Below are 14,993 nucleotides of genomic sequence, written 5' to 3' on the forward strand. Positions count from 1 at the left end.
ATGCGTATTGTCTTCATGGGAACTCCCGATTATGCTACAAAAATTTTGGAAGGACTGCTTGATTCTTTTGAAGTAGTTGCACTTGTGACTCAACCAGATAAGCCCGTTGGACGCAAGCAGATCCTCACACCTCCCCATACGAAAAAGTTTGTGCTCGATCGTGGACTCTCTCTTAAGATTATGCAGCCACCAACCCTCAAAGATGAAAAAATCATCGAAGAGCTTCGCAGTCTTTCACCTGATTTTATTGTCGTGGCAGCCTATGGGATGCTATTGCCAAGAGAGGTTTTAGAAATTGCACCATGTATCAATTTGCATGCTTCTCTTTTGCCAAAATATAGAGGAGCAAGCCCAATTCAAAGTGCTCTACTCCATGGCGATACTACCACTGGTGTTACAGCTATGCTCATGGATGAGGGACTCGATACCGGAGCGATACTAGGCTACAGTGTATGTGATATAACCATTGAAGATACTGCAATAACACTCTTTGAAAAACTCTCTCTTCTAGCAAAAGAGCTCACACCTGTGATTTTGCGAAACTTCTCTTCTATCTTGCCAATTGCCCAAGAGGATGTGGATGCAAGCTACTGCAAAAAGATAAAAAAGAGTGATGGTCTTGTTAAATTTGTTAATGCGCTGGAGGTCTATAACCGCTACCGTGCATTTATAGTATGGCCAGGAGTTTATCTGGAGAGTGGTTTGAAGCTCAAAGAGATACATCTTGTAGAGACTACCCAAAAACATAATGCAGGAGAGATTTTAGAGATTGAAGATGAAGCAGTTATTGTAGGATGTTTGCAAGGCTCACTCAAAATTGAGCGGGTGCAACCACCATCAAAAAAAGAGATGAGCGCAATTGATTATATTCGAGGAAAAAGGCTGAAAGTTGGAGATTATCTACTTTGATGCAATAGACTCAACGCAAAAGCAGCTCATCAAAGATATAAAGTGTGGCAAAGCAAAGCCACCTATTGCATATTTTACAAATAATCAAACAGGAGGAGTAGGCTCGCGCAATAATCAGTGGATAGGTTTGCAGGGAAACTTCTTCCTCTCCTTTGCGATCCAAGATCTTCCAAAAGATCTTCCAAACACCTCAATTGCAATCTATTTGAGCTATATTTTAAAGATAGTTTTAAAAAATCATGGATCAAATGTGTGGATCAAATGGCCAAACGATTTTTATATTGAAAGCAAAAAAATTGGTGGATGTGTGACGAATAAAGTAGAAAATTTCTACATCTGCGGAATTGGACTTAATACAAAAATTGCACCTGCGAATTTTGGGAAGTTAGATATTGAAATTGATGATAAAAAGGTACTTGCTGAATATTTTGGTCTGCTAGAGAAAAAAATTTCATGGAAGGAAATTTTTAGCAAATATCAGTTAGAATTCTACAAAAGCAAAAAATTTTTTACCCATGTCGGGGAGAAAAAAATCTCTTTATCTCATGCACGCCTCGCCGAAGATGGCGCTCTTGTTATAAATAATGAAAGGATTTATAGTCTACGATGAAAGAGATAATCGCGATAGCCAATCAAAAAGGTGGAGTTGGGAAGACCACTACAGCAGTAAACCTAGCAGCATCACTGGCAAAAGAGGGAAAGAATGTTTTACTCATCGATGCTGATCCCCAGGCAAATGCCACGACGAGCCTGGGATATAGTAGAACTGATTATGAATTTAATATCTACCATGTAATGATTGGCTCTAAAAAACTCTCTCAAATCATTTTAAAAACAGATATCGATAAACTCTTTCTGGCTCCATCAAATATTGGACTTGTGGGAATTGAAAAAGAGTACTATACAAATGATAAAAAGCGTGAACTCCTCCTCAAAGAGGCTATTAGCGAGGTTGAAGGAGAGTTTGACTATGTTATTATTGATTCTCCACCAGCTTTGGGGCCAATGACTATCAATGCTCTTAGTGCAGCCCACTCAGTAATCATTCCTATTCAGTGCGAGTTTTTTGCGCTCGAGGGTCTTGCACAGCTGCTTAATACCATCAGACTCATTCGCAAAACTATCAATCCTAATCTCAAAATCAAAGGTTTCTTACCTACAATGTTTAGCCGCCAAAATAATCTTTCAAAACAGGTACTTGCTGATCTTACCCACCATTTTAACGATAAGCTCTTCATCGACAAAGAGAGTTCAGCCTATATCGTGGTACCACGCAATGTAAAGCTTGCTGAGAGTCCAAGTTTTGGAAAGCCAGTGATTGAGTATGACAAGAACTCTACCGGAGCAATTGCCTATAAGACGCTAGCCAAAACTATCCTAGGATCACAGAATGGCTAAAAAGAGCCTTGGTCGTGGTCTTGGCGCAATTTTGGGTGAAGTTGCACAAGCTTATGAGAATGAAGTACCAAATGAAGAGGTAGTAGAGCTCGATATCGATGCTATTAGACGCAACCCTTATCAGCCGCGTAGACACTTTGACAAAGATGCATTAGAAGAGCTTGCTGATTCGATCAAAACCCATGGACTTTTACAGCCTATCATCGTCATTGAGGATATCGATGGGTATATGCTCATAGCTGGTGAGCGAAGACTACGAGCCAGTAAGCTTGCAGGACTTAAAAAGATTAAAGCAATAGTTGCTTCCATTGATAAAGGTCGCTACAGAGAATTTGCCCTCATAGAAAATATCCAAAGAGAAAATCTCCATCCTCTCGATTTAGCTTATAGCTACAAAGAGCTTATCGAAGAGTATGGAATTACGCACGAGGAGCTTGCAGATATAGTCAAGAAGAGTCGCGTACACATTACAAATACACTGCGTTTGCTACAACTTAGCGACTATGCAAAGAGAGCTTTGCAAGAGGGTAAGATAACTGCTGGACATGCAAAAGTGCTTGTGGGAGTTGATGAAGAGGAGCAAAAGCTTCTTGTCGATTCAATTGCTGGCCAAAAACTGAGTGTTCGTGATGCAGAAAAACTTGTAAGTACTAAGAAAAAAGGTGTTACAAAAAGTGATAGAGCGCAACAGCCAGATCTCAAGCTTCAAGAGCTAAAAAAACTCCTCCAATCCTTTGGTTTTGATGTAAAAAGCTCCAAAAATAAGGTAACAATACATTTTGCATCCCAAGAGGATATCGATAAATTGAAGCAATTGTTATCATAACTTGCTGTTTTAGTTTAAAGTTCTTTATAGTTTCTTATGATAAAATCTCTTCAAAATTAATAAGGGAGAAGCATGCTTGATATCAGCTTAGGTTTACTGGTATTGACCGCTGTGGTCTTTTTTGTGCTCCTCATTCTTCTCAATAGCTGGGTGTATAAGCCACTTCTAGCTTTTATGCAGCAGCGAGATGAGAGCATTAAAAGAGATCTAGAAAATGCAGTCTCAAATGAAGATGAGTCGCAAAAACTGCTTCAAGAGGCGCAAGCTATTATTGCTGAAGCGCGCACAAAAGCAGCAAAAGAGAAGCAAGAGAAACTTGATGCTCTCAAAAAAGAGATCGGTGAACAGGTTGCTAGCAAAAGAGCTGAACTAGAAAAGAGATATGAAGAGTTCCTCGCTGAGATTGCACAAGAAGAAGAGCAGATCAAAAATGCACTGATCTCGCAAATGCCGCTCCTCAAAGAGGCACTCAAAGCAAAATTTAATCAACTGTAAAGGAGAGGGTGTGAGTATAAGACTGGTAATTATGCTGCTGCTAAGCGGTTCACTGCTCTTTGCATCTAGTGGACATGCTGAGGGTGGTACTGACATCGTTCCCCGTACGATCAACTTCCTCATTTTTGTAGCGATTTTATACTATCTTGCTGCAGAGCCAATCAAAAACTTCTTCAAAAATCGTAGTGCAACAATTGCTGCACAGCTTGAAGAGGTACAGGTAAAACTCAAGCAGGCTAAAGAGGATAAGCAAAAGGCTGAGGCAGAACTTGCAAAAGCGAAAGAGCTTGCGCAAGAGATCACTGAAACTGTCAAAAAAGAGATCGAACTTCTCACAGCTGAACTTAAAAAACAGGGCGAGCAAGAGGTTGCAACGTTAGAGAAGAGTTTCGAAGAGAATATCGAACTAGAAAAGCGTAAACGTGTCCGCACTATTGTCAAAGAGGTACTAGAAGAGATGCTTGATGATAAGACTCTCGAAATTGACAAAGAGAAGTTTGTGAATTTGATAGTAAAGAAGGTGGCGTAATATGGAAGAGTTGATTGCAAAAAGATATATCAAAGCACTGGTTGAAGTATCGAGCCTAGAAGAGCTCAAGGCTTATGAAGAGTTCTTCACAACTCTTGCAAACCTCTTTAAAGAGAGAAAAATCAAAGAGACACTCACTTCACCAGAAGTAAAGAGTGATGTAAAGCTATCATTTTTGCTTGATGCAGTAAAAGGCAACAAGAAGCTCGAAAATTTTATCAAAATACTTGCACAAAAGAATAGATTCTCTATCATACCATCTCTTGCAAAAGAGTTGCAAGATACTATTGCAAAGCTAGAGAAAAAGTACATTGCAAAACTCTACTCCTCATATGAGCTCTCACAAGAAGAGCTACAAAAGCTTGCACAAGCTTTGGCAAAAAGAGTTGGTGCAGATGTAGAGATTGAAAAGGTAGATGATGCATATGATGGTTTAAAGGTGGAAGTTGAGACAGCAGGTGTCGAAATCGACTTTTCAAAATCAAAAATCAAAAAACAACTTATAGAAAATATTCTTCAAGCAATATAGAAAGGAGTAAATGTGGCACAAAAACTACAAGCAGATGAAATCAGCTCAATCATAAAACAGAGAATTGAGGATTTCGAACTAAAAATCGATGTAGATGAGATCGGTAAAGTTATCTCTTTTGCCGATGGTGTTGCAAAAGTATATGGCCTCAACAATGTAATGGCGGGCGAAATGCTTGAATTTGAAAATGGCGACAAGGGTATGGCTCTCAACCTCGAAGAGACTGATGTTGGTGTCGTTGTTCTAGGACGCGGTGAAGGAATCAGAGAGGGAAGTAGTGTCAAAAGACTTGGAAAACTTCTCAAAGTTCCTGTAGGTGAAGGACTTGTTGGTCGCGTTGTAAACGCAATCGGTGAGCCAATCGATGGAAAAGGTCCTATCGATGCTACAGAGTATCGCTATGTTGAGGAAAAAGCTCCTGGCATTATGGCGAGAAAATCTGTCCATGAGCCACTCCAAACAGGTATCAAAGCAATCGATGCACTTGTGCCAATTGGTAGAGGACAGCGTGAGCTTATCATTGGTGACAGACAGACAGGGAAAACTACTGTTGCAATAGACACAATTATCAATCAAAAAGGTCAAGATGTTATCTGTATCTATGTAGCAATTGGCCAGAAGCAATCAACTGTCGCACAAGTTGTAAAAAAACTTGAAGAGACAGGTGCTATGGACTATACTATTGTAGTCAATGCAGGTGCAAGTGAGCCAGCTGCACTCCAATTCTTGGCAGCATATACAGGCTGTACGATGGGTGAATACTTCAGAGACAATGCAAAGCATGCACTTATTGTTTATGATGATTTGAGCAAGCATGCTGTGGCATATCGTGAAATGTCATTGATTCTTCGTAGACCTCCTGGACGTGAAGCATATCCTGGGGATGTTTTCTATATACACTCAAGACTTCTTGAACGCGCAGCAAAACTCAATGACAAACTTGGTGCAGGAAGTTTAACTGCACTTCCTATCATTGAGACACAAGCAGGTGACGTTTCAGCGTACATTCCAACAAACGTTATCTCTATTACTGATGGACAGATCTTCCTCGAGTCAGACCTCTTCAATGCTGGTATCAGACCTGCAATTAATGTTGGTATCTCTGTATCACGCGTTGGTGGTGCAGCGCAGATCAAGGCGATGAAGCAAGTTGCAGGTACACTCAGACTCGATCTTGCACAATATCGCGAGCTTGAAGCATTCGCTCAATTTGCAAGTGATTTGGATGAAGCAAGCCGCAAGCAGCTTGAGCGTGGTCAAAGAATGGTTGAAATTCTCAAGCAGCCTCCATACTCACCACTTCCTGTTGAGAGACAGGTGACTATTATCTATGCTGGTGCAAATGGCTTCTTGGATGATATACCTGTAAATGCGATCAACAAATTTGAATATGAACTCTATAGTTTCATAGAGGCTAAGTATCCACAAATTTTTGAACTTATTAAAGAGAGAAAAGCTCTTGATGATGAGATTAAAGAACTTCTCAATAAGGCGATAGAAGAGTTCAAGGCAACATTTAGTGCCGAATAAGGATAGTTAGATGGCAAACTTAAAAGATATAAAAAGAAAGATAGGTAGCGTCAAGAATACGCAAAAGACCACTCGTGCAATGAAGCTGGTCTCTACCGCGAAACTTCGACGTGCTGAAGAGGTCGCCAAAAGAGCAAAATTTTATGAAGATGCCATCAACAATACTTTGGCTGAGATTGCAACTGCAATACGTGCATATAAAGTAGGTGGCATCAAAGGGCGCTTTTTTGAAGAGCCTGCAGTTGAAGGTTTGGTTGATATTATTTTTATCACTGCAGACAAAGGCTTGTGTGGTGGATTTAACTATCACACAATCAAAACTGTAAAAGCGCTGTATGAAGAATATATACAAAAAGGTGCGAAGGTTCGTTTGCGCGCTATCGGAAAAAAGGGTATAGAGTACTTCAAATTCCAAGGGTATGATCTTGAAGATGAGATCGTAGGCCTTAGTTCTGCACCAAGCTATGAAAAGGGTGCAGAGGTGATCAAAAAGAGTGTAGATGACTTTCTCAATGGAAAAGTTGATCGTGTAATTCTCGTTCATAATGGTTATAAAAATATGATTACTCAGGAGATGAAAAAGATCAACCTCTTACCAATTGATGTAAGCAAGTTTGAACAAAAAGAGGTGAAGTCTATGATTGAACTCGAACCAGATGAGGGTGAGAAGGTACTTGAATCTCTTATCAATAAATATATCGAGTTCAATATCTACTATGCACTTATTGATTCACTAGCAGCAGAGCATAGTGCACGTATGCAGGCTATGGATGCAGCGACCAAGAATGCAAAAGAGATGGTTGATTCTCTTACTATTTCTTATAACAAAGCAAGACAAGAATCTATCACCACTGAGCTTACCGAGATTATCAGTGGTATGGAAGCAATGAAATAAAAAAAGGAGAAGGGTAATGTCTAATAAAAAGGGAACTATCGTTCAAGTTATGGGTCCCGTCGTAGACGTGGATTTTGAAGACTATCTACCTGCTATCAATGAAGCTCTTGAGCTGACATTAGATGTAGAAGGTACAAAAAAGAGACTTGTTTTAGAAGTTGCTGCGCACCTTGGTGACAATCGTGTCCGCACAATTGCTATGGACATGACTGATGGCCTCGTTCGTGGCCAAGAGGTAGAGGCAACCGGAAGTCCAATCAAAGTACCAGTGGGAGAAGAGGTTCTTGGAAGAATCTTTAATGTTATCGGTGAGACAATCGATGAGGGAGAACCGCTAGAAGCAAAAACTTACTGGTCAATCCACAGAAGTGCACCTCCTTTTGAAGAGCAAAGTACAAAAGAGGAGATATTTGAAACCGGTATCAAAGTTGTTGATTTGCTTGCTCCATATAAAAAGGGTGGTAAAACAGGTCTCTTTGGTGGTGCTGGTGTTGGTAAGACAGTTATTATCATGGAGCTTATCCACAACGTTGCTTTCAAACACTCTGGTTATTCTGTTTTTGCAGGTGTTGGTGAGAGAACAAGAGAGGGGAATGACCTATACTACGAGATGAAAGAGTCAAACGTTTTGGATAAAGTTGCTCTGTGCTATGGTCAGATGAACGAGCCTCCTGGAGCAAGAAATAGAATTGCACTTACTGGTCTTACAATGGCGGAATATTTCCGTGATGAGATGGGACTTGATGTTTTAATGTTTATCGATAACATTTTCCGCTATGCACAAGCAGGTGCTGAGATGTCGGCACTTCTTGGACGTATTCCATCAGCTGTTGGTTATCAGCCAACACTTGCTAGTGAGATGGGTAGACTTCAAGAGCGTATTACATCTACGAAGAAGGGTTCAATTACATCTATCCAAGCAGTCTATGTTCCGGCAGACGACTTGACCGACCCTGCTCCTGCATCAGTTTTTGCTCACCTTGACGCAACAACAGTTCTTAACCGTAGAATTGCAGAGAAAGGTATCTATCCAGCAGTAGACCCACTCGATTCTACATCTAGAATGCTCGATCCAAATATTGTTGGTGAAGAGCACTATCAAGTAGCTCGCGGAGTCCAAGAGGTACTGCAAAGATATAAAGATTTGCAAGATATCATTGCGATTCTTGGTATGGATGAGCTCTCAGAAGAGGATAAACTTACAGTTGAGCGTGCAAGAAAGATCGAGAGATTCCTCTCTCAACCATTCTTCGTTGCTGAAGTTTTCACAGGAAGTCCTGGACGCTATGTAACTCTTCAAGAGACTATTGAAGGATTCAAGGGACTCCTTGAAGGTAAATATGATGACCTACCAGAAGCAGCATTCTATATGGTAGGTAATATGGACGAGGCGCTAGAAAAAGCAGAAAAGCTTAAAGAAAAAGCAAAATAAATCGAAGCAATGCTTCAAAAGGGTAGTAAATGGATACACTCAGACTAGAAATAGTTACGCCTGAAGGATTGATATTCGATCAAGATGTCAAGAGCGTAACATTTCCTGGTGAAGAGGGTGAGTTTGGTGTTTTGCCAGGTCATGCCTCTTTGCTGTCTCTGCTAAAACCTGGTGTGATAGAGATCGAACTTCCTGACGGGAAGAAAGAGTCGATTGTTATCAACTGGGGACACGTAAAAGTTGATGAAAATAAAGCGGTAGCTTTGGTTGAGGGTGCTATCCCATTGGCTGGAGCAACTGAGAGCGAAATTGCGAAGAAAATCGAAGAAGCCAAAGAGCTTATCAAAGAATCAAGTGATTCAAATGCACTCCTTGGCGTAGTAGAGGCAAAAATCGAAAAAGCTGCAAAACTTATATAGATGAAACAGTTCGATCTTTTAGTCGATTATCTACAAAACAGTAACTATATAACGATAGCCGTTCTTGGCGTGCTATCGTTGTATTTCATAATAGTTAATTGGATATTTCTCTATCGCTATATTATTTTATCACTTCAAAAACGCAATGAAGCTCACTCTTTGCACACTATCCAAATGGGTAATAAAAAGCCAGCACTCAACTCATTTTTGCATAGATGCCTCCAAAATAGAATCAATGAGCAGACGGGGGAGTATTGTATCTTTAAGATTACCAATGAGAGTACAAAAGGGCTTACATTCCTCTCTATTGCAGCATCAACTTCTCCTTTCATAGGTCTTTTAGGAACTGTTGTTTCTATCTTGGAGACATTTTATATCATGGGAAGTACCAAAGCAAGTCTCGCTTCAATTTCAGCTTCTATTGGTGAGGCTCTTATAGCAACTGCTGCTGGGATATTTGTAGCTATTTTTTCATATACGTATCACCTCATTCTAAAACGCAAAGCATTTGAACTTGTATCATTTGTAAAGATGCAGCTAGACCTTTTACTTGGACGATGATGTTTGATTGGGATGAAAAACCTGAACTCAATATCACGCCTCTTGTTGATGTTATGCTGGTTCTCTTGGCCATTCTCATGGTGGCTACGCCAGCAATCGTTTATCAAGAAGATATTAATCTCCCTCAAGGCTCTCGCACTAAAGCCTATAAAAAAATCAAAAATATTAATCTTAAAATTACAAAAGATAAGATTATCTATATTGGAAAAAACCGCTACGATTTTAAAAATTTTGCAGACAGTTTCTTACTCTATGCACGAAGTATTGATAGGAGAACCCCTGTTTATATAAGTGCAGACAAGGCGCTTAGTTATGGTGAGGTGATGTATGTGCTCAAAGTCATAAAAGAGGCTGGATTTTCAAAGGTATCACTCATTACCAATGGATAGGCTACTCTTAAAACTTCTCTCATTTTTACTCTCGCTGCTACTCTACTTATTATTATTAATTTTAGGTTTAACGCTTTTTTTTCAAGTATCAAAGCCGCAAAGAATCGAAATAAAGGGAAAAGCTATTGATGTGGTAGTACTTGAAGAGCCCAAAAAGGTGCAAAAAATTATTCCAGTAAAACTGCCAAAAAAGAGCGGTTCAAAGAGTGCTACCGGATCACAAAGCCCTAAAATCAAAGCTCCTGATATCAAATCGTTGTTTGCTTCACTCAAGATAGATCAAAAAACAAAAGCCAAAGAGCCAAAAAAGAGCGCTCAAAAACCGAGTCGCTTCAAAGGAAAAGGTGGCAAGAAAGCGCAAGAGCTTCTCAAAAAACTCGATACTGAACAGTTACCAACACTTTCACACCATTCTGTGAAGGCTGTAAAGGGAAAAAAAGATCCCTATTTACAAAAAGTCTATAAAATACTCTATGGACTGTGGCTACCATCAAAAGAGAGCGCTGGGAGTAGAGCCAAAGTTTTGGTCATAATAGATAAATATGGGAATTTTGACTACAAAATATTGCAAAGTTCCCAAAACGAGATATTTAATAGCGAGCTTAAAGAGTATCTTGAGAGGCTCAAGCAGCGAGAATTCCCGATTCCAAAAGAAAAAAGAGAGATAGTTGTGTTTTTTGAAGCAAAAGAGTAACTTTTTTATGTTAAAATCACCCAAAATGGTTTAAAGGGAATAGATGAGAAAAATTTTATTATTAGCTTTATTTACACTCTATGCATTTTCCCTCGATTTGACACTAGAAATTGTAAAAGATGTGGGAGAGAGACCCGCAATTGTCATAGAGGACTCATCTACTGATATAAATTCGCGCATTGATGCAAAGTTTTTTAAACTTTTAGTAGGTGATCTAGAAGTAACAGCTCACTTTAATGTGGACAATCAAAAACACCTTGCTGATTTTGCTGCTCCAATTGCTTATAAAACATATCAAAACAAAAACTATCTTCTACGCTATAAACTCTATAATGACGATTTTGGCAAACTTCGTGCTGATATTCGCTATATGGATCTTAAAAATGGTAAAGAGATACTTACTAAAAGCTACAGTATAACTGACCGAGAACGCTATCCCTTTTTGGCTCATGCAATCATAGTAGATATCAATAACGCTGCTGGTTTTCCAGATGTGAGCTTTCTCAAGAGATTTGTCATATTTAGCAAATATACCAAACCAAAGCATGCTGATATAGTTATAAGTGATTACACTCTTACATATCAAAAAACAGTAGTGCGAGGAGGGCTCAACCTCTTTCCTAAATGGGCGAATGCTAAGCAAGATAGCTTCTATTATACGGCATTCGAGAATGAGCCAACACTTTATAGAGTCAATATCTATAAAGGTACACGCCAAAAAATCATCTCTTCACCAGGCATGTTAGTATGCTCAGATGTAAGTGATGATGGATCAAAACTTCTTCTCACAATGGCACCAAAGATGCAGCCAGATATCTATGAATATAATCTTGTAACCAAACAACTACACCGTGTGACTCGCTATCCAGGTATTGATGTCAACGGCAACTATATAGAAAATGAGCACAAAGTGGTTTTCGTTTCAGATAGACTTGGATACCCTACAATTTTTTCTAAACGCATAGGTGCGAGAGCTGTAGAGAGAGTTGTCTATCATGGTCGCAATAACAGTGCTTGCTCCGCATTTGGTGACTATGTAGTCTACTCAAGTCGTGAGACAGACAATGCTTTTGGACGTAACACTTTCAATCTCTATCTCGCATCTACAAAAAGTGACTATATTCGTAGACTCACAGCAAATGGAGTCAATATCTTCCCCCGATTTGGTATTGATGGTGAAACAATCATGTATATAAAGGAGTTTGGAAGACAAAGCGGTCTAGGTATCATACGCTTGCGTTACAACAAGGCATATATCTATCCGTTACAAGTTGGAAAAATTCAATCACTTGATTGGTAAAATTAACCACATAGAAAGGATGTACAATGAAAAAGTATATTATCTCAGCTGCACTAGCAGCTCTCATATTCACAGGCTGTTCTCAAAAGAGTGTAGAGGTAGAAAATCCTCAGCCACAACAGAGTGAGCAAACAACTCAGGTCAATGAGGGTGCTGGTATTCAGCCAGTTAATCAAGAGCAAAGCAGCGAAGAACTCAAACTACAAAAAATGAAAGAGATTGAAGCAAAAGCACAAAAGATCTATTTCGATTTTGATAAATACAATATTCGACCAGATCAACAACCTCGAGTAGAGTATGATGCAAACCTCTTCAATCAAGATGATGCAAAAGAGTTCAAGATAAAAGTAGAGGGTAACTGTGACGAGTGGGGAACAGATGAGTATAATTACGCTCTTGGCCTTAAACGTGCAAAGAGTGTCAAAGAGGCACTTGCAGCAAGAGGTGTAGCAGCAGATCGTATGACTATCATTAGCTATGGAGAGAGCAATCCAGTCTGCACAGAGCATACAAAAGAGTGTTGGGCGAAAAATAGACGCGTTGAGTTTGAACTCATTCCATAAGGATACTCTTTGAAAAAACTTATCTTTTTTTTTGCTGCAGCTGCACTCTTTGCAGCTGAGCCCTCAGTGTTTGAAGCGGGAGATCTTAATAGCCAAAACCCCTACGGCTTGACTCCTACAGAAAAAGCGATCTATAAAAACAAAAAAGATATCCAGTTACTCCAGCAGCAGCTCTATTCACTCCAAAGTAGTGTCAACTCTTTGCAAGAAAGAGTTGCTGGAATAGAAAGTTTAGTTGAGGGGATTGATGAGAATCTCAATAAGATCCGCAAGAGTGGATCGGTTGAGCAGCAAAACTCTTCAGCCTTTTTGGAAGAGCTCCAAAGCGAACTCAACGCTACTATAGACTATCAAAAAAAAGAGTTTGCAAAACTCAAATCAATTCTCCGTAAACTCACAAAAATGGTTGATCATATAGATGCTACATATGTGAGTAAGAGTGAACTCAACAAAGAGCTAGCCAAAATCTATAAGATCATCGGAAAAGGTGCTCCACATTCTGCAAGTTCTAGCAAAAGCAGCAAAAAAACATCACTCAAACTCTCTGGCAAAGAGGCGTATGTCAAAGCACGCCAGGCATACAAAAAGCATCAGTACAAAAAAGCAAAAGAGCTCTTTGAGCTAGCTGCAGCGGCCAAATATAAGCCGGCTACAAGTAATTTCTATACAGGTGAAAGCTGCTACTATACAAAAGATTATGCTTGTGCTGTGCAAAAGTATAAAAAGAGTGCATCGCTCTATGCGAACTCTTCCTATATGCCAACACTCCTTTTGCATACAGCTATTTCACTTGAAAAACTTGGTAAAAAAGATGAGGCACAAAAGTTTTATAAAAATCTTGTGCGCCTCTATCCTAAGAGCAAAGCAGCAACTTTAGCTAAGAAATATATGAAATAAAATTAAAAAAAAGCACAGCTTATTGTGCTACAATCGAAATGCAAATTTCAATAAAAGGTATGAACAGATGGCGATTGAAGATAACAAAGTAGTAGGTATTGAATATACTGTAAAAGATGCGCAAAGTGGCGAAGTACTTGATAGCAATGTTGGGCAAAAACCACTCAAATTTATTACTGGTAAAAACCAGATTATTCCAGGTCTTGAAAAGAAGATCAAAGAGATGAATCCTGGTGAAAGTGCAGATGTACTTGTAAAAGCTGACGAAGCCTATGGTCAAAAAGATGAGAGTGCAGTGCAAACTCTTCCAAGAGAGCAGTTCCAAGGAATCGATCTGCAAGAGGGAATGACTCTCTATGGACAGGGAGAGAATGGAGAAACTGTACAAGTAACTGTAAAATCTTTTGATGATAACAACGTTACAATTGACTTTAACCATCCTCTAGCAGGAAAAGATCTTCTTTTTAGTATCAATATTAAAGAGGTTAGAGAAGCTACACCAGAAGAGGTAATGACTGGACAAGTGCAAGAAGAAGAGCACTGCGGTAGTGGCAGCTGCGGCTGTAGTCACTAATCTAAGCCCTTTGGGGCTTACCTCCTTTTAATATCTTCTTTGTTACAATAGCTCCTAAAAAACAGGAGTTATTATGCCTCATATAACTTTTCTTTTTCCTGGTCAAGGAAGTCAAAAAATCGGGATGGGAAGAGATTTTTATGAAAACTCTTCACTAGCAAAAGAGCTTTTTGAAGCTGCAAGTGATCGTCTCAAAATCGATTTTACTAAACTTCTCTTTGAAGAAAATGAACGTATTAATGAAACTGCATATACACAACCAGCTATTATGCTTGTAAGTCTTACAGCATTAAAACTATTACAATCGCAAATAAATATAACGCCTCAATTTGCACTTGGGCACTCCCTCGGTGAATTTGGAGCGGTTGCAAGTGTGGGAGCACTAGATAGTATTGATGCTATAGAGCTTGTGCACTATCGTGGAAAATTTATGAGCGAAGCAGCAAAAGATGCAGATGGTGGTATGATGGTAGTGATGGGATTGAGTGATGAAGAGGTGGAGCAGATTTGTGCAAAAGCAAGAGATGAGGGCAAAAAGGTTTGGCCAGCAAACTATAATAGTGATGGACAGATTGTTGTTGCTGGATTAAAAGCAGATCTTATCAGTCTCGAGGGAGTTTTTAAAGAAGCTGGTGCTAAAAGAGCGTTGCTGCTTAATATGAGTGTAGCTAGCCACTGTCCTCTTATGGAGCCTGCTCGCAAGCCGCTACAAGAATATCTGCAGCAATTTTTACAAGATAGTTTTGCTGCTCCTGTAATATCTAATGTAACAGCAGCGCCATATAATACAAAAAATGGTGCAATTGAACTTCTATCAAGGCAACTAGTAGAGCCTGTACGCTATAAGCAATCGATTCAAAATATTGAAAATGATACTGATATTTTTATTGAATTTGGAGAGGGAAGTGTCTTAAAAGGTCTTAATAGGCGTATTACGAAAAAACCTACAATGAGTGTAAATAGTATGAAGAGTCTTGAAGAAGCGCTTGAAGCTATTAAAAAGTAGTAAATACGCAATTTGCCCCCTTTCAAAATAATTTATGAATGTAATAA

19 protein-coding genes are annotated in these 14,993 nt (G+C 39.3%); all 19 read left to right on the forward strand.

The window, feature by feature from the left end:
- The 19 genes from fmt (at position 1) to fabD (ending at position 14,946) form a co-directional block, all read left to right on the forward strand.
- Positions 1 to 909 (forward strand): methionyl-tRNA formyltransferase, encoded by a 909-nt coding sequence (gene fmt / locus JG734_RS03400; protein ID WP_201333626.1) that lies wholly within the window; start codon positions 1 to 3, stop codon positions 907 to 909.
- Positions 890 to 1,519 (forward strand): biotin--[acetyl-CoA-carboxylase] ligase, encoded by a 630-nt coding sequence (locus tag JG734_RS03405; protein ID WP_201333627.1) that lies wholly within the window; start codon positions 890 to 892, stop codon positions 1,517 to 1,519. Before fmt ends, JG734_RS03405 begins: the two co-directional genes overlap by 20 nt.
- Positions 1,516 to 2,307 (forward strand): ParA family protein, encoded by a 792-nt coding sequence (locus JG734_RS03410; RefSeq protein ID WP_201333628.1) that lies wholly within the window; start codon positions 1,516 to 1,518, stop codon positions 2,305 to 2,307. Before JG734_RS03405 ends, JG734_RS03410 begins: the two co-directional genes overlap by 4 nt.
- Positions 2,300 to 3,133: a ParB/RepB/Spo0J family partition protein gene (locus JG734_RS03415; RefSeq protein WP_201333629.1), complete on the forward strand. Its 834-nt coding sequence runs from the start codon at positions 2,300 to 2,302 to the stop codon at positions 3,131 to 3,133. The genes JG734_RS03410 and JG734_RS03415 overlap by 8 nt, the downstream gene beginning before the upstream one ends.
- 72 nt (positions 3,134 to 3,205) lie before the next feature.
- Positions 3,206 to 3,628 (forward strand): hypothetical protein, encoded by a 423-nt coding sequence (locus tag JG734_RS03420; RefSeq protein WP_201333630.1) that lies wholly within the window; start codon positions 3,206 to 3,208, stop codon positions 3,626 to 3,628.
- Between the two features lie 10 nt (positions 3,629 to 3,638).
- A complete protein-coding gene (locus JG734_RS03425; RefSeq protein ID WP_201333631.1) occupies positions 3,639 to 4,157 on the forward strand; it encodes a F0F1 ATP synthase subunit B in 519 nt (172 codons plus the stop codon).
- Between the two features lies 1 nt (position 4,158).
- Positions 4,159 to 4,686, forward strand: coding sequence for a F0F1 ATP synthase subunit delta (locus JG734_RS03430; RefSeq protein WP_201333632.1), 528 nt, complete (start codon positions 4,159 to 4,161; stop codon positions 4,684 to 4,686).
- 12 nt (positions 4,687 to 4,698) lie between these two features.
- Positions 4,699 to 6,216, forward strand: a complete 1,518-nt coding sequence (gene atpA / locus JG734_RS03435) for a F0F1 ATP synthase subunit alpha (protein WP_201333633.1) — start codon at positions 4,699 to 4,701, stop codon at positions 6,214 to 6,216.
- A gap of 10 nt (positions 6,217 to 6,226) precedes the next feature.
- Positions 6,227 to 7,111 carry an ATP synthase F1 subunit gamma gene (gene atpG, locus JG734_RS03440; protein ID WP_201333634.1) on the forward strand — a complete coding sequence of 295 codons (885 nt, stop codon included), beginning with the start codon at positions 6,227 to 6,229 and terminating at the stop codon, positions 7,109 to 7,111.
- Between the two features lie 16 nt (positions 7,112 to 7,127).
- Positions 7,128 to 8,543, forward strand: a complete 1,416-nt coding sequence (atpD, locus tag JG734_RS03445) for a F0F1 ATP synthase subunit beta (RefSeq protein ID WP_201333635.1) — start codon at positions 7,128 to 7,130, stop codon at positions 8,541 to 8,543.
- 29 nt (positions 8,544 to 8,572) lie between these two features.
- Positions 8,573 to 8,962, forward strand: a complete 390-nt coding sequence (atpC, locus tag JG734_RS03450; protein WP_201333636.1) for an ATP synthase F1 subunit epsilon — start codon at positions 8,573 to 8,575, stop codon at positions 8,960 to 8,962.
- Complete coding sequence (locus tag JG734_RS03455; RefSeq protein WP_201333637.1) at positions 8,963 to 9,523, forward strand: MotA/TolQ/ExbB proton channel family protein; 561 nt, start codon at positions 8,963 to 8,965, stop codon at positions 9,521 to 9,523.
- Complete coding sequence (locus JG734_RS03460) at positions 9,523 to 9,912, forward strand: biopolymer transporter ExbD (protein WP_201333638.1); 390 nt, start codon at positions 9,523 to 9,525, stop codon at positions 9,910 to 9,912. The genes JG734_RS03455 and JG734_RS03460 overlap by 1 nt, the downstream gene beginning before the upstream one ends.
- Positions 9,905 to 10,606 (forward strand): TonB C-terminal domain-containing protein, encoded by a 702-nt coding sequence (locus JG734_RS03465; RefSeq protein ID WP_201333639.1) that lies wholly within the window; start codon positions 9,905 to 9,907, stop codon positions 10,604 to 10,606. Before JG734_RS03460 ends, JG734_RS03465 begins: the two co-directional genes overlap by 8 nt.
- A gap of 43 nt (positions 10,607 to 10,649) precedes the next feature.
- Positions 10,650 to 11,906 carry a Tol-Pal system protein TolB gene (tolB, locus tag JG734_RS03470; RefSeq protein WP_201333640.1) on the forward strand — a complete coding sequence of 419 codons (1,257 nt, stop codon included), beginning with the start codon at positions 10,650 to 10,652 and terminating at the stop codon, positions 11,904 to 11,906.
- A gap of 26 nt (positions 11,907 to 11,932) precedes the next feature.
- Positions 11,933 to 12,469: a peptidoglycan-associated lipoprotein Pal gene (gene pal / locus JG734_RS03475; protein ID WP_201333641.1), complete on the forward strand. Its 537-nt coding sequence runs from the start codon at positions 11,933 to 11,935 to the stop codon at positions 12,467 to 12,469.
- 9 nt (positions 12,470 to 12,478) lie between these two features.
- Positions 12,479 to 13,366 carry a tol-pal system YbgF family protein gene (locus tag JG734_RS03480; protein WP_201333642.1) on the forward strand — a complete coding sequence of 296 codons (888 nt, stop codon included), beginning with the start codon at positions 12,479 to 12,481 and terminating at the stop codon, positions 13,364 to 13,366.
- 67 nt (positions 13,367 to 13,433) lie between these two features.
- Positions 13,434 to 13,940 carry a peptidylprolyl isomerase gene (locus tag JG734_RS03485; RefSeq protein ID WP_201333643.1) on the forward strand — a complete coding sequence of 169 codons (507 nt, stop codon included), beginning with the start codon at positions 13,434 to 13,436 and terminating at the stop codon, positions 13,938 to 13,940.
- Positions 13,941 to 14,013: 73 nt separating this feature from the next.
- Positions 14,014 to 14,946 carry an ACP S-malonyltransferase gene (gene fabD / locus JG734_RS03490; protein ID WP_201333644.1) on the forward strand — a complete coding sequence of 311 codons (933 nt, stop codon included), beginning with the start codon at positions 14,014 to 14,016 and terminating at the stop codon, positions 14,944 to 14,946.
- The last annotated feature ends 47 nt before the right edge of the window (positions 14,947 to 14,993 follow it).

The sequence above is a fragment of the Nitratiruptor sp. YY09-18 genome (assembly GCF_016593235.1).
Classification (GTDB): Bacteria; Campylobacterota; Campylobacteria; order Campylobacterales; family Nitratiruptoraceae; genus Nitratiruptor.

Bases quoted from the DNA above. Each gene is read 5' to 3' on its own strand.
- fmt (WP_201333626.1), top strand. From the start codon at position 1: ATGCGTATTGTCTTCATGGGAACTCCCGATTATGCTACAAAAATTTTG.
- JG734_RS03410 (WP_201333628.1), top strand. From the start codon at position 1,516: ATGAAAGAGATAATCGCGATAGCCAATCAAAAAGGTGGAGTTGGGAAG.
- JG734_RS03415 (WP_201333629.1), top strand. From the start codon at position 2,300: ATGGCTAAAAAGAGCCTTGGTCGTGGTCTTGGCGCAATTTTGGGTGAA.
- JG734_RS03420 (WP_201333630.1), top strand. From the start codon at position 3,206: ATGCTTGATATCAGCTTAGGTTTACTGGTATTGACCGCTGTGGTCTTT.
- JG734_RS03430 (WP_201333632.1), top strand. From the start codon at position 4,159: ATGGAAGAGTTGATTGCAAAAAGATATATCAAAGCACTGGTTGAAGTA.
- atpG (WP_201333634.1), top strand. From the start codon at position 6,227: ATGGCAAACTTAAAAGATATAAAAAGAAAGATAGGTAGCGTCAAGAAT.
- atpD (WP_201333635.1), top strand. From the start codon at position 7,128: ATGTCTAATAAAAAGGGAACTATCGTTCAAGTTATGGGTCCCGTCGTA.
- atpC (WP_201333636.1), top strand. From the start codon at position 8,573: ATGGATACACTCAGACTAGAAATAGTTACGCCTGAAGGATTGATATTC.
- JG734_RS03455 (WP_201333637.1), top strand. From the start codon at position 8,963: ATGAAACAGTTCGATCTTTTAGTCGATTATCTACAAAACAGTAACTAT.
- JG734_RS03460 (WP_201333638.1), top strand. From the start codon at position 9,523: ATGTTTGATTGGGATGAAAAACCTGAACTCAATATCACGCCTCTTGTT.
- JG734_RS03465 (WP_201333639.1), top strand. From the start codon at position 9,905: ATGGATAGGCTACTCTTAAAACTTCTCTCATTTTTACTCTCGCTGCTA.
- tolB (WP_201333640.1), top strand. From the start codon at position 10,650: ATGAGAAAAATTTTATTATTAGCTTTATTTACACTCTATGCATTTTCC.
- pal (WP_201333641.1), top strand. From the start codon at position 11,933: ATGAAAAAGTATATTATCTCAGCTGCACTAGCAGCTCTCATATTCACA.
- JG734_RS03485 (WP_201333643.1), top strand. From the start codon at position 13,434: ATGGCGATTGAAGATAACAAAGTAGTAGGTATTGAATATACTGTAAAA.
- fabD (WP_201333644.1), top strand. From the start codon at position 14,014: ATGCCTCATATAACTTTTCTTTTTCCTGGTCAAGGAAGTCAAAAAATC.